The following is a 13,139-nucleotide window of genomic DNA, read 5'->3' as shown; positions in this document are numbered from 1 at the left end:
AGTTTTGGCGGGATGGGTGAGAAAGGCAAGGGCGTAGCACTGGCAGATTCACTGAACTGCCATATTTTTGAAGCCGCTCTGTCACACGAGCTCTCTAACTCTCCCGCCGTTCCTTCAACCATTTCAGGTATCATCCATGTCTGTTTCAAGCCTTTTCCGCCTCAGCACCGCCCTCGTCTGCCTCGTTTCGATCGTGCCGTCGCTTGCTGGCGCCGAGCAGGCCACGGCCGCAAAAGCGCCTTATGTTGAGACCGGAAACACCAACAAGCGCGGTGACGCCTGCTTCTCGACGGTGGACACCAATGCCGCCGTGCACCTTCTCTCCGGCTTTCTGGAAATCTGGACCCCGCGCACGCCTTTTGTCGACGCGGGCGTCGAAGCGGCGGCCAAGGACAATTGCCCGGCGGTCGCCAAGACGGATTGGGACGGCATTCCTTTCAGCAAAACCGACGGCCAGATCGTCAACAAGCTCGTCCATGACGCCAACATCGCCTATGCCGTCAAGGTGACCAAGGCGCGGACGGCCGAGCAGGCCGTTGCCGCCTATCTCGACGACCGGCGCGGCAAGAATGCCAGCATCGTCGACGGCCTTGGACCGCTGACGGATGCCTGGAAGGCCGGCTCCAAGCAGACCACCACGATCACCGAGGTGGCGGCCGACGCGACGACGGTCAAATATGACGACAAGGGCAACAATCGCGGCGCCGGCAGCAAGCCGGATACGGAAAACAAGACCGACGCCAACCCGGACATGGGGCTTGCGATCGACTTCATTAACGCCGCAAGCGCTGACGGCTCGACGGAACCCGCCAAGCGCTATTTCAAATATGGCCGCCCCTACCGCTGGAGCCAGGACGTGTCGGTTGTCCCGACCCTGGTGCCCGCAAAGAGCGGCAAGCCGGTCGAGGATGGCGGTTTCCCGAGCGGGCATACGGCGGAAGCCTGGCGGGATGCGCTCGCCATGGCCTATCTCGTACCGCAGCGCTTTCAGGAAATGATCACACGCGCCAGCGAACTGGGCGAGGATCGCATCCTTTCCGGCATGCATTCTCCGCTCGACGTGATGGGCGGCCGCATGCTCGGCACCGCGACGGTCGTCTACAATCTGAACAAGGCCGACAATGCTGCGCTGAAGAGCGACGCTTACGCCCAGGCACAATCGTGGCTCATCGGCAAATCAGGCGTTGCAGATGCAGGTGCGCTCGACGTCGTCGCCCATGCGGCGCCGCTTTCGGCGGACCGTTTCGCCGATCATGAAGCCAATCGCGCTTACGTGCTACAGCGCCTGAGCTACGGCCTGCCGACCATCCATGCGACCGACCAGCCGGCGCGTGTGCCGCAAGGCGCCGAAGCGCTGCTCGAAACGCGTCTGCCTTATCTTAACGGCGAACAGCGCCGCGAGGTTCTGAAGACGACGGAAATCGCTTCCGGCTATCCGCTCCTCGACGACGCGGAAGGTTACGGCCGCCTCAACCTGTTTGCTGCCGCCGACGGTTATGGTGCATTCGACCAGGACGTGACCGTAACGATGGATGCGGCCAAGGGCGGCTTCAGTGCAATCGACACCTGGCGCAACGACATCGGCGGCAAGGGCAGGCTGGTGAAAAGCGGCAGCGGCATCCTCGGCCTGTCCGGCGCCAACAGCTATGCGGGCGGCACCGTCCTGGAAGAAGGCGTGCTGGTCGCCGGTTCGTCTTCGGCTTTCGGCACCGGCGGGCTGACGGTGAACGGCGGTTCGCTCGTGGTGGCGGCCGACAAGCCGCTGATCGTGGGGGGCGATTATCGGCAGACCAATGCTGTGGCGAAGCTTGCACTCGGCGCGGACGGCGCCGGCACCCTTGTGATCAACGGCAAGGCGGAGCTCGCCGGCGATCTCGACGTGACGCTTGCCGACGGCTTCACCCCGACGCCCGGAACCAAGATCGAGATCCTGAAGGCGGGCAACGTCACCGGCAGCTTCGGCAAGTTCACCATCTCCGGCCATAAGGCGAGCCTCTCCTACGGTCCGACATCGGTTACGCTGACGATCGACGGCTGATTTCCGTTCACAGATGGAGGGCATCCCCGGTTGCGGGGATGCCCTTGTTTCCCGGCCGCCCGTTTGCCCCCTGCGCCTACGTCATTTTGCGTATGTGTTTTTGCGCTGCAGCACCCGATAGTCCCCTCGGCAACAGTTGATTTCCGTTTCCGGCCTGTTGCGGAACAAAAGAGGGGAGTTCGATCAGATGAATCTCAGAACCACTATTACAGGTGCCGCGCTCGGTGCCGTCATGGCGGCTTCGGCCGCCTTCCATGGCGCGGTCGCTGCCGATGACACCATTAAGGTCGGCGTGCTGCATTCGCTCTCGGGCACGATGGCAATTTCCGAAACCACGCTGAAAGACGCCATGCTGATGCTCATCGACGAGCAGAACAAGAAGGGCGGCCTTCTCGGCAAGAAGCTCGAAGCCGTCGTCGTCGATCCGGCGTCCGATTGGCCGTTGTTTGCCGAAAAGGCGCGTGAGCTGATCGAAAAGGACAAGGTTGCCGCCGTCTTCGGCTGCTGGACCTCGTCCTCGCGCAAATCCGTCCTGCCCGTCTTCGAAGAGCTGAATTCGCTGCTCTTCTACCCCGTGCAGTATGAAGGCGAAGAATCCTCGCGCAACATCTTCTATACGGGTGCAGCCCCGAACCAGCAGGCTATCCCGGCGGTCGACTACCTCATGAAGACCGAGGGCGTGAAGCGCTTCGTGCTCGAAGGCACCGACTACGTCTATCCCCGTACGACCAACAAGATCCTCGCAGCCTATCTCGAATCCAAGGGCATTCCGAAGGAAGATATTCTCGTCAACTACACGCCGTTCGGTTTCTCCGACTGGCAGACCGAAGTCGCCAAGATCAAGGAATTCGGCTCGGCCGGCAAGAAGACCGCCGTCGTCTCCACCATCAACGGTGACGCCAACGTTCCCTTCTACAAGGAACTCGGCAACCAGGGCATCAAGGCGACCGACATTCCGGTTGTCGCCTTCTCGGTCGGCGAAGAAGAGCTTGCCGGTCTCGATACCAAACCGCTCGTCGGCCATCTCGCCGCCTGGAACTACTTCGAGTCCGTGGAAAGCCCGGCCAACAAGAAGTTCATCAAGGAATGGCATGCCTTCACCAAGAACGACAAGCGCGTGACCAACGACCCGATGGAAGCCGCCTATATCGGCTTCAACGCCTGGGTGAAGGCCGTCCAGGCCGCCGGCACCACCAATACCGATGCCGTTCTCGACAACATTATCGGCGTCACCGTTCCGAACCTCTCCGGCGGCTATGCCACCGTCATGCCGAACCACCACATCACCAAGCCGGTGCTGATCGGTGAGATCCAGGCCGACGGCCAGTTCGAGATCGTCCAGCAGACGCCCGCCGTCGTCGGCGACGAATGGTCCGACTACCTGCCTGACTCAAAGGACCTGATCTCCGATTGGCGCAAGCCTCTCTCCTGCGGCAACTTCAACGTTGCCACAGGTAAGTGCGGTGGCAAGGGCTCCTGAGGAACCCCATCCGTTGAAAGCCTGAAGACTTCCGTCCGGAGCCGATCCGGGCGGAAGCTCTGTCCTTACCGCTGCGCCGCAAGGCCGACGACACTCAAGGCGAGAGAGCCGATGTTTCGCGCCATCAAGATTTTCCTTCTGACATTTTGCCTGATGCTTTCCGGCCTGGCGCTTTCGGTGACCGGTCTGCGCGCCGAGGGCGACGTGCACGCTCTCGTCGATGCGCTCGGCGTCGGCGGCTTTCCCGAGCGCGATGCGGCCATCCGGGCGCTTGCCGCTTCCGGGGATTCGCATGTCAGCCAGATCCTGCAGCAACTGAGCGACGGCCAGCTCTACGTCAATTCGGAGGGCGGCCCCGTTCTCGTTCAGGGCGGCACGGAGGACGAGCCAACCTATTCCGATCCGATCACCGGCGAGGCGGTTGCCGATGTCGACCCCGACATGATGTCGAAGGTCAAGATCAACAATTCGCTGCGCACCACGATCACGACTGTGATGAGTCAGCTGACGCTTTTGAGCCCGGATCGCTCCGCGCGGCTCGCAGCGTCTGAGGGCATGCTGAGGGATGCCGATCCCGCCAATCTCGAACTTCTGAATTCGGCTCTTTCAGCCGAGAAGGACGGGGAGATCAAAAACACGATGGAAGCGGCGCGGGCCGTGATGGTGCTGAAGAGCGATGCCGGCAGCGAGGAGAAGCGGGCCGCCATCGACATGATCGCCGCCCGCGGCGGCCGCGATGCGCTGACGATCCTGACGACGGCGATGGCGAATGCCCGTGACGATCTGAAGCCAGCGATCCAGACAGAGATCAATTCGATCAACCGCGACCTGGCGCTCTGGGACGTCGTCCAGAACGTCTGGTACGGCCTGTCGCTCGGTTCGGTACTGCTGCTGGCCGCGATTGGCCTTGCCATCACCTTCGGCGTCATGGGCGTGATCAACATGGCGCATGGCGAGATGGTGATGATCGGCGCCTATACGACCTATGTCGTGCAGGAATATATCACCTCGGCCTTTCCGTCGCTTGCCGATTATTCGCTGGCTTTCGCGGTGCCGGCCGCCTTCGTCTTTACCGGTTTCGTCGGCCTCGTCATCGAGCGCGTCGTCATTCGTTATCTCTACGGCCGCCCGCTGGAAACGCTGCTTGCCACCTGGGGCGTGTCCTTGATCCTGCAGCAGGCGATCCGCAGCTATTTCGGCCCGACCAACCGCGAGGTCCGCAATCCGAGCTGGATGTCCGGCGCATTCGATTTCGGCGGGCTCGCCATCACCTGGAACCGGCTCTGGATTATCGTCTTCTCGATGGTGGTGTTCCTGACGCTCCTGATGCTGCTGAAGCGCTCCGCCTTCGGACTGCAGATGCGGGCGGTGACGCAGAACCGCCGCATGGCCTCGTCGATGGGCATCCGCACCGGCTGGGTCGATGCCTTCACCTTCGCGCTCGGCTCCGGCATCGCCGGCATGGCCGGTGTGGCGCTCTCGCAGATCGACAACGTCTCGCCGAACCTCGGCCAGAACTACATCATCGACAGCTTCATGGTCGTCGTCTTCGGCGGTGTCGGTAATCTCTGGGGAACGCTGGTCGGCGCGCTGTCGCTCGGCGTCGTCAACAAGTTCATCGAGCCCTTCGCCGGCGCCGTGCTCGGCAAGATCCTGGTGCTCGTCCTCATCATTCTCTTCATCCAGAAGCGTCCGCGTGGGCTCTTCGCACTCAAAGGAAGGGCGGTGGAAGCATGATAACGGCCTTCCTTCTTCGGTCTCTTGATCGCAGGATCTCCATCGCCGTCGCCTTGTTGCTGGTGGTCGCCATTCTCGTGCCGGTGCTGAACCTTGCCACCGGCCCGACGCACCCGCTGCACGTGCCGACCTATATCATGGCGCTGTTCGGCAAGTATCTTACCTATGCGCTGCTGGCGCTGGCGCTCGATCTCGTCTGGGGCTTCTGCGGCATTCTCTCGCTTGGCCACGGCGCTTTCTTCGCGCTCGGCGGCTACGCGATGGGCATGTATCTGATGCGCCAGATCGGCTCGCGCGGCGTCTACGGCAATCCCATCCTGCCCGATTTCATGGTGTTCCTGAACTGGAAGGACCTGCCCTGGTTCTGGTACGGCTTCGACCAGTTCTGGTTCGCGGCGCTGATGGTGCTCGCCGTACCCGGGCTGCTCGCCTTCGTCTTCGGCTGGTTCGCCTTCCGCTCGCGCGTCAACGGCGTCTATCTCTCGATCATCACCCAGGCGATGACATACGCACTGCTGCTTGCCTTCTTCCGCAACGACATGGGGTTCGGCGGCAATAACGGCATGACCGATTTCAAGGATATCCTCGGCTTCAACATCCAGGCGGACGGCACACGCGCAAGCCTCTTTGCCGCGACCGCGATCTTCCTGGCGCTTTCGCTGACGATCGCTTCGGCAATCGTGCGCTCGAAGTTCGGCAAGGTGCTGGTCGGCGTGCGCGACGCGGAAAGCCGCACGCGCTTCCTCGGCTACCGCGTCGAGCATTTCAAGCTGTTCACCTTCGTCGTCTCGGCGATGATGGCGGGGATTGCCGGGGCGCTCTACGTGCCGCAGGTCGGCATCATCAATCCCGGCGAATTCGCGCCTGCCAACTCGATCGAGGTCGTCATCTGGACGGCGGTCGGCGGGCGGGGGACGCTGATCGGGCCGATCATCGGCGCGATCCTCGTCAACGGCGGCAAGACGATCTTCACAGGCCTCTTTCCGGAGTTCTGGCTGTTTGCGCTCGGCGGCCTCTTCGTCGCCGTCACGCTGTTCCTGCCGAAGGGCGTCGTCGGCACGATCTCGCACTATCTCGGCAAACGGAAAGCTGTCTCCGATTCTGTCCCGCCAGCGGCAGAGGAGGACGGCATCGAGACGAAAATCCAGGCAGCGGAGTGAACACAGTGATTCCCGACGTCAAACCCAACAGCGTGCTCTATCTCAGCGGCGTCTCCGTTTCCTTCGACGGCTTCAAGGCGCTGAATTCGCTCTCGATCGTCATCGAGCCCGGCGAGCTTCGCGCCATCATCGGCCCGAATGGCGCCGGCAAGACGACGATGATGGATATCATCACCGGCAAGACCAGGCCCGACGAGGGCGAGGTGTTCTTCAACGGCACTGTCGATCTCACCAAAAAGGACGAGGCCGACATTGCTCAGCTAGGCATCGGCCGGAAGTTCCAGAAGCCGACGGTCTTTGAAAGCCATACGGTCTGGGACAATCTGGAACTGGCGCTGAACCGCCGCCGCTCGGTTTTCTCGACGCTGTTCTACCGGCTTTCGGGCGAGGACAGGGCGCGTATCGAGGAAATCCTCGAAACGGTGCGGCTGACGCACCGGCACGACGAACTGGCGGCCAATCTCTCGCACGGGCAGAAGCAGTGGCTGGAGATTGGCATGTTGCTCGCGCAGGAGCCGAAGCTGCTGCTCGTTGACGAGCCGGTGGCCGGCATGACGGATGCGGAAACGGCGGAAACGGCGATCCTCCTCAAAGACATTGCCAGGACCCGTTCGGTCGTTGTCGTCGAACACGATATGGGCTTCATCCGCGACCTTGGCGTCAAGGTGACCTGCCTCGCGGAAGGTTCGGTCCTTGCGGAAGGATCGATCGATTTCGTCAGTTCGGATCCGAAGGTGATCGAGAACTATCTGGGGCGGTGATCAATGCAACTTCCAGGCTTGAACCTGACAAAAGAACAAGCTCTAAAACGAGTGGGTATTCTTGTGGGGTTTCAGCATGGCTTTTCTCGGTATTCTGGTCGCGGCGCTCAGCGGCGCCGTCATCTGGTATTGGCGTTTTAAAATGGTGCGTGAGGCGGGAAATGAGATCATCGATTCCGTCGAGCGTATGCGGGGCGCTTATAGGCGCGGAAAACGCCGCAAGCAGGCGGAGGCGGCGCCACTGGCCTCGATCGCCGATCCGGCGATAGCGGCAGTGGCCTTTTTCTTCTGCCTTGCCAAGGAGAAGCCGATGTATGTCGACGCAGCGAGGGATGTCATCCGCGGCCGCATGAAAGGAATCATTCGGCCGGGCGACATGGAAGAGGTGCTGGTTTTCGGCGAATGGGCGTCCAAGAACGTCAACAGTCCCGAAGACCCGATCCGCCGGTTCCGGGACCTCTGGATCAAGGTGCTCGATATGCAGGAGCGGCGGCAGCTGATCAATATTGCCGAAGAGGTGGCCGCGGTCGGCGGCGAGAGAACTAAGGAACAGGACTACGCTCTGCAGACGCTGAGGCGTAGCCTGATGAACTGATGGGGAATGGGTGAACGAATGCTGACAGTCAAAAACGCGAATCTGCATTATGGCGCGGCGCAGGCGCTGCGCGGTATCTCCATCAAGGCGGAGATGGGCAAGATCACCTGCGTGCTGGGCCGCAATGGGGTCGGCAAGAGCTCGCTGTTGCGCGCCGTCACCGGGCAGCATCCACTGTCGGCCGGCACCGTCACCTTCAACGATACGAAGCTGAACGGCCTGCCTCCCTTTGCCCGCGCCAAGCAGGGCATCGGCTATGTGCCGCAGGGGCGCGAAATCTTTCCGCTGCTCACCGTGAAGGAAAATCTCGAAACCGGCTTTGCTCCACTTGGCCGCCGAGACCGCAACATTCCCGATGATATTTTCAGCCTGTTCCCGGTGCTGAAGTCGATGCTATCGCGGCGCGGCGGCGATCTTTCCGGCGGGCAGCAGCAACAGCTGGCGATCGGGCGTGCCATGGTGACGCGGCCGAAGATCCTCGTGCTCGACGAGCCGACCGAGGGCATTCAGCCGTCGATCATCAAGGATATCGGCCGGGCGATCCGCTACCTCCGCGAATCCACCGGCATGGCGATCCTGCTCGTCGAACAATATCTGGATTTCTGCCGGGAGCTTGCCGATTACGTCTACATCATGGATCGCGGCGAGATCGTGCATGAAGGGCTGGCGGAGACGCTGGATACGCCGGAAGCCCGTCGTCATCTGACCGTCTGACGGGCAGATGCCGTGTTTTGCGGCAGTGGGAGCCGTACTTCGCCGATCTGCCGCATCTTCCGGGCGGCATGGGAATTGCTTGCTTTCCGTCATCCGCGCGATGAAATGAAAAGCGGTGGCGCGACCGAAAGGGACGAGATGACGATTGCGGTGGCCAGCACGAGACCGCAAAGAGCGGAGGGACGCGGGCATCTGGCGGCAAGGCTGCTCGATGGCCGTACGCGCCTCCGTGAACTCTATCAGGAGGGCGCGGCGAAGATCCGTCTGCCCGATACGTTCGATGCCTCGATGGAAGCCGTCATCATCAATACCGCGGGCGGGCTGACTGGCGGCGACCGGATGGACTGGAACGTCGTTGCCGGCGCCGGCACGAAGATCGACGTCACCACCCAGGCCTGCGAGAAGATCTACAAGGCATCGGCTGGAGCCGCCGAGGTGACGACCCGCATCGAAGTTGGCGCGGGAGCGCGCGTCGACTGGCTGCCGCAGGAAACGATCCTCTTCGACCGCGCTTCACTTTTCCGCCGGCTCGATGTCGATCTCGACGAGCGCGCCGAATTCCTGGCCGTCGAGGCGGTGCTGCTAGGCCGCAAGGCGATGGGCGAGGCGGTGGAGACGGGGCTCTTTCGCGACCGCTGGCGCATCCGCCGTTCGGGCCGGCTGATCCATGCTGAGGAACTGAAGCTTTCCGAAGGTATTTCGGCGCTGGCTGCGCGCCAGGCCGTGCTTGGCGGGCAGGTCGCGTTTGCGACACTGCTCTATGCCGGGCCGCTGGCGGAAGCCTATCTCGGCAAAGTCCGGCCGCTCGTCGAAGGGTCGATGGGTGGCGCCAGCGCCTGGAACGACAAGCTCGTCGTGCGCCTTGCGGCAGCCGACGGCTTCTCGCTCAGAAAAATCCTGATCCCGGTCATTTCCACCTTGCGCAATGGTGCGCCTGTGCCGAAAGTCTGGAATCTATGAATTTAAGCACGAAGCAGATGGGCACCTAATGAACCTCACTCCCAGAGAAAAAGACAAGCTGCTGATATCGATGGCGGCGATGGTGGCGCGGCGGCGGCTGGAGCGCGGCGTCAAGCTGAACCATCCCGAGGCGATCGCTCTGATCAGCGATTTCGTCGTCGAAGGCGCGCGCGACGGCCGTCCCGTCGCCGAGTTGATGGAGGCCGGCGCCCACGTGATCGGCCGCCACCAGGTGATGGAAGGCGTTGCCGAGATGATCCACGACGTGCAGGTGGAGGCGACCTTCCCCGACGGGACCAAGCTCGTCACCGTGCACGAACCGATCCGGTGAGGACATAGCATGCTGGAGCTCAGGCCCAATTGCGAATGCTGCAACAAGGATCTGCCGCCGGAAAGTGCGGAGGCGCGGATCTGCACCTATGAATGCACCTTCTGCGCCGATTGCGTGGACGGCGTGCTGAAGGGCGCCTGCCCGAATTGCGGTGGCAACCTCGTCGCCAGGCCCATTCGGCCGGCAGCGATGCTCGCCAAAAATCCTGCGTCGACGAAACGTGTGCTGAAAGCCGAGGGCTGCGCGCCCAGGGCGGCTTAGGGAGAACTCTATGATTCCGGGCGAGATCATTGCCGCAAGCGGCGACATCGAACTCAATGCCGGCGCGCCGACGGTGACGCTGGAAGTTTCCAATACCGGCGACCGGCCGGTGCAGGTTGGCAGCCACTATCATTTCGCCGAGACCAATGCCGGGCTTTCCTTCGACCGCGCGGCGGCGCACGGGAAACGTCTCGATATTCCGGCGGGGACGGCCGTGCGCTTCGAGCCGGGACAGACGCGCTCGGTGACGCTGATCCCGCTTTCCGGCAAGCGCGAGGTCTATGGCTTCCGCCAGCTGGTGATGGGCAAGCTTTAGAACAACGGGAGAGGTGAATGCGTCTGAATATTTGCCTCATTGGGGCGGCGATGCTGTTTGTGGCCGGCGGTGCGTCCGCGCAGGATGTCGATTGCAAGAATCCGCAGACGCAATCGGACATGACCTCCTGCGAAGAGGCGCGCCATGAGGCTGCCGACAAGGCGCTGAACGAACAGTACAAGAAGACGCGTGCCGCCATGGCGGCGATTGACAAGGATCTCGACGGCGACATGAGGGGCGCGGAGAAGGCGCTGGTCAAGGCGCAGCGCGCCTGGATCGACTATCGCGACGCAGAATGCGATGCCTTTGGCTTTCAGGCGCGCGGGGGCACGATGGAGCCGATGCTGGTTGCCGGATGCCTGGCCGAAGAGACGGATAAACGCACGAAAGAGCTGAAACAGCTCGCAGACACGATGAGCAACTAAGGTGATCAGGAAGATCGTAATCGTCGGCAATGGCGAGGTAGGGGAAGGACAGGCAGGCATCATCGATGCCGCCGACTTCGTCATCCGCTTCAATGATTGCCGCTCCTACGGCGGCGGCGGCAGCCGCACGGACGCCGTTGCGGTCTGCAATACCGGCCGGCCGGCAAAGGCAATGCTCGGCTCGCCCGAGTGGCGCGCTCATCCCGGCGTTGTCGCGGCGCGCGAAATCTGGAGCGTGCGCGACCCGGAAAAATTCGCCGCGATGCGGGCGCCGCTTGCCGTCTCGCATCCTGAGCTCGACGATTTCTGCGATGATTATACGGATGCGTTCGCTGCCTTCTGCGCGGATGCCGGCAAGACGCATGTCGTCATCGGCAAGGCGCTCCACGAGGCCGCCGACGCCTCGCTTTCGGCCTTTGCGCCGGCGCCCTATGTGGTGCCGAGCAGCGGCATGATCGTCATCGCCGAGGTGCTGGGCAAATATACCGAGGCCGAGGTGATGCTGGCCGGCTTCGGTCACGCTGGCTGGGAATGGCACCCGTTTGCCGCCGAACGACAGCTTGTCGATGGTTATATTGCCGCCGGCCGCCTCAGGCGGCTCGGCGGAAAAACGCTTGTCTCTTCCTCCTACGGAGCCTGATAGATGCCCTATAAGATCTCGCGCGCCGCCTATGCCGGCATGTTCGGACCGACCACCGGCGACAAGGTGCGCCTTGCCGATACGGAGCTCTTTATCGAGATCGAGAAGGATTTCACCACCTATGGCGAGGAGGTGAAGTTCGGCGGCGGCAAGGTGATCCGCGATGGCATGGGCCAGAGCCAGGTGACGCGGGCGGACGGCGCGGTCGATACCGTCATCACCAATGCGGTGATCGTCGATCATTCAGGCATCTACAAGGCCGATATCGGGCTGAAGAGCGGACGCATCGTCGCGATCGGCAAGGCGGGCAATCCTGACATGCAGCCGGGCGTCAATATTATTGTCGGCCCGGGCACGGAGGCGATCGCCGCCGAAGGCAAGATCGTTACTGCGGGCGGCATGGACAGCCATATCCACTTCATCGCGCCGCAGCAGATCGAAGAAGCGCTGATGTCTGGCATGACCTGCATGCTCGGCGGCGGCACGGGGCCGGCGCATGGCACGCTTGCCACCACCTGTACGCCGGGCCCCTGGCATCTCGCCCGCATGATCGAGGCGGCGGACGCCTTCCCGATGAACCTTGCCTTTGCTGGTAAGGGCAATGCCTCGCTGCCGGGAGCCTTGACCGAGATGGTGCTGGCCGGCGCCACCTCGCTGAAGCTGCATGAGGACTGGGGCACGACGCCTGGCGCCATCGACTGCTGCCTGTCGGTCGCCGACGAATACGATGTGCAGGTGATGATCCACACCGATACGCTGAACGAAAGCGGCTTCGTCGAGGATACGATCGGCGCCATCAAGGGCCGCACCATCCATGCCTTCCACACGGAAGGGGCGGGCGGCGGCCATGCGCCCGATATCATCAAGATCTGCGGCCAATCGAACGTTATCCCGTCGTCCACCAATCCGACGCGGCCCTATACGGTCAACACCATCGCCGAGCATCTGGACATGCTGATGGTCTGCCATCACCTGTCGCCATCGATCCCCGAGGATATCGCCTTTGCCGAAAGCCGTATCCGCAAGGAGACGATTGCGGCGGAAGACATCCTGCATGATATCGGCGCCTTCTCGATCATCTCGTCCGATAGCCAGGCCATGGGCCGTGTCGGCGAGGTGGCGATCCGCACCTGGCAGACGGCCGACAAGATGAAGCGCCAACGCGGCCGGCTGAAGGAGGAAAAGGGCGATAACGACAATTTCCGCGTCCGCCGCTATATCGCCAAATACACGATCAATCCGGCGATCGCCCACGGTCTCAGCCATGAGATCGGCTCGGTCGAGGTCGGCAAGCGCGCCGACCTCGTGCTCTGGAACCCAGCCTTCTTCGGCGTGAAGCCCGACATGGTGCTGCTCGGCGGCTCGATTGCCGCCGCCCCGATGGGCGATCCGAACGCCTCGATCCCGACGCCGCAGCCGGTGCATTATCGGCCGATGTTCGCCTCGTATGGCAAAAGCCTCACCAATTCCTCCGTCACCTTCGTCAGCCAAGCCTCGCTCGACGCCGGCCTGAAGAGCCGGCTCGGTGTCGGCAAGGAACTCGTGGCGGTGAAGAATACGCGCGGCGGCATCTCCAAGGCATCGATGATCCACAATGACCTGACGCCGGAGATCGAAGTCGATCCGGAGACCTATGAAGTCAGGGCGAACGGCGAACTGCTGACCTGCGAGCCGGCGACGGTGCTGCCGATGGCGCAGCGCTATTTCCTGTTTTAGGCCAG

The 13,139-nt window shown here is 62.4% G+C and carries 14 protein-coding genes; all 14 read left to right on the top strand.

Annotated features, from left to right (window positions below):
- Positions 1-136 precede the first annotated feature (136 nt).
- On the top strand, positions 137-2,038 hold the full coding sequence (locus AMK02_RS16720) for an acid phosphatase (protein WP_064804528.1): 1,902 nt from the start codon (positions 137-139) through the stop codon (positions 2,036-2,038).
- A 187-nt stretch (positions 2,039-2,225) separates the two neighbouring features.
- Complete coding sequence (gene urtA, locus AMK02_RS16715) at positions 2,226-3,518, top strand: urea ABC transporter substrate-binding protein (RefSeq protein WP_064804526.1); 1,293 nt, start codon at positions 2,226-2,228, stop codon at positions 3,516-3,518.
- A 111-nt stretch (positions 3,519-3,629) separates the two neighbouring features.
- Positions 3,630-5,255: an urea ABC transporter permease subunit UrtB gene (gene urtB / locus AMK02_RS16710; RefSeq protein ID WP_064804524.1), complete on the top strand. Its 1,626-nt coding sequence runs from the start codon at positions 3,630-3,632 to the stop codon at positions 5,253-5,255.
- On the top strand, positions 5,252-6,415 hold the full coding sequence (gene urtC, locus AMK02_RS16705; protein WP_064804523.1) for an urea ABC transporter permease subunit UrtC: 1,164 nt from the start codon (positions 5,252-5,254) through the stop codon (positions 6,413-6,415). Before urtB ends, urtC begins: the two co-directional genes overlap by 4 nt.
- Positions 6,416-6,420: 5 nt before the next feature.
- On the top strand, positions 6,421-7,176 hold the full coding sequence (gene urtD / locus AMK02_RS16700) for an urea ABC transporter ATP-binding protein UrtD (protein WP_064806294.1): 756 nt from the start codon (positions 6,421-6,423) through the stop codon (positions 7,174-7,176).
- A gap of 76 nt (positions 7,177-7,252) precedes the next feature.
- The gene (locus AMK02_RS16695) at positions 7,253-7,771 is read left to right on the top strand and encodes a hypothetical protein (RefSeq protein WP_064804521.1); all 519 of its coding nucleotides are present in this window, start codon (positions 7,253-7,255) and stop codon (positions 7,769-7,771) included.
- Between the two features lie 18 nt (positions 7,772-7,789).
- Positions 7,790-8,485, top strand: coding sequence for an urea ABC transporter ATP-binding subunit UrtE (gene urtE / locus AMK02_RS16690; protein ID WP_064804519.1), 696 nt, complete (start codon positions 7,790-7,792; stop codon positions 8,483-8,485).
- 138 nt (positions 8,486-8,623) lie between these two features.
- Positions 8,624-9,445, top strand: coding sequence for an urease accessory protein UreD (locus AMK02_RS16685; protein ID WP_064806292.1), 822 nt, complete (start codon positions 8,624-8,626; stop codon positions 9,443-9,445).
- Between the two features lie 28 nt (positions 9,446-9,473).
- Positions 9,474-9,776 (top strand): urease subunit gamma, encoded by a 303-nt coding sequence (locus AMK02_RS16680; protein ID WP_064804517.1) that lies wholly within the window; start codon positions 9,474-9,476, stop codon positions 9,774-9,776.
- 9 nt (positions 9,777-9,785) lie between these two features.
- Complete coding sequence (locus AMK02_RS16675) at positions 9,786-10,037, top strand: DUF1272 domain-containing protein (protein WP_064804515.1); 252 nt, start codon at positions 9,786-9,788, stop codon at positions 10,035-10,037.
- Between the two features lie 10 nt (positions 10,038-10,047).
- Positions 10,048-10,353 (top strand): urease subunit beta, encoded by a 306-nt coding sequence (locus tag AMK02_RS16670; RefSeq protein ID WP_003542314.1) that lies wholly within the window; start codon positions 10,048-10,050, stop codon positions 10,351-10,353.
- Positions 10,354-10,370: 17 nt separating this feature from the next.
- Positions 10,371-10,778, top strand: coding sequence for a lysozyme inhibitor LprI family protein (locus AMK02_RS16665; protein WP_064804513.1), 408 nt, complete (start codon positions 10,371-10,373; stop codon positions 10,776-10,778).
- A gap of 1 nt (position 10,779) precedes the next feature.
- Positions 10,780-11,418, top strand: coding sequence for a hypothetical protein (locus AMK02_RS16660; RefSeq protein WP_064804511.1), 639 nt, complete (start codon positions 10,780-10,782; stop codon positions 11,416-11,418).
- 3 nt (positions 11,419-11,421) lie between these two features.
- A complete protein-coding gene (ureC, locus tag AMK02_RS16655; RefSeq protein ID WP_064804509.1) occupies positions 11,422-13,134 on the top strand; it encodes an urease subunit alpha in 1,713 nt (570 codons plus the stop codon).
- Positions 13,135-13,139 lie beyond the last annotated feature (5 nt).

It is taken from the genome of Rhizobium sp. N731 (assembly GCF_001664145.1).
GTDB classification, from domain to species: domain Bacteria; phylum Pseudomonadota; class Alphaproteobacteria; order Rhizobiales; family Rhizobiaceae; genus Rhizobium; species Rhizobium esperanzae.
This window is presented reverse-complemented; position numbering and strand designations above follow the sequence as displayed.

Excerpts from the sequence above, each read along its gene's own strand:
- AMK02_RS16720 (WP_064804528.1), top strand. The coding sequence starts at position 137 with ATGTCTGTTTCAAGCCTTTTCCGCCTCAGCACCGCCCTCGTCTGCCTC.
- urtA (WP_064804526.1), top strand. The coding sequence starts at position 2,226 with ATGAATCTCAGAACCACTATTACAGGTGCCGCGCTCGGTGCCGTCATG.
- urtB (WP_064804524.1), top strand. The coding sequence starts at position 3,630 with ATGTTTCGCGCCATCAAGATTTTCCTTCTGACATTTTGCCTGATGCTT.
- urtC (WP_064804523.1), top strand. The coding sequence starts at position 5,252 with ATGATAACGGCCTTCCTTCTTCGGTCTCTTGATCGCAGGATCTCCATC.
- AMK02_RS16695 (WP_064804521.1), top strand. The coding sequence starts at position 7,253 with ATGGCTTTTCTCGGTATTCTGGTCGCGGCGCTCAGCGGCGCCGTCATC.
- urtE (WP_064804519.1), top strand. The coding sequence starts at position 7,790 with ATGCTGACAGTCAAAAACGCGAATCTGCATTATGGCGCGGCGCAGGCG.
- AMK02_RS16685 (WP_064806292.1), top strand. The coding sequence starts at position 8,624 with ATGACGATTGCGGTGGCCAGCACGAGACCGCAAAGAGCGGAGGGACGC.
- AMK02_RS16680 (WP_064804517.1), top strand. The coding sequence starts at position 9,474 with ATGAACCTCACTCCCAGAGAAAAAGACAAGCTGCTGATATCGATGGCG.
- AMK02_RS16675 (WP_064804515.1), top strand. The coding sequence starts at position 9,786 with ATGCTGGAGCTCAGGCCCAATTGCGAATGCTGCAACAAGGATCTGCCG.
- AMK02_RS16670 (WP_003542314.1), top strand. The coding sequence starts at position 10,048 with ATGATTCCGGGCGAGATCATTGCCGCAAGCGGCGACATCGAACTCAAT.
- AMK02_RS16665 (WP_064804513.1), top strand. The coding sequence starts at position 10,371 with ATGCGTCTGAATATTTGCCTCATTGGGGCGGCGATGCTGTTTGTGGCC.
- ureC (WP_064804509.1), top strand. The coding sequence starts at position 11,422 with ATGCCCTATAAGATCTCGCGCGCCGCCTATGCCGGCATGTTCGGACCG.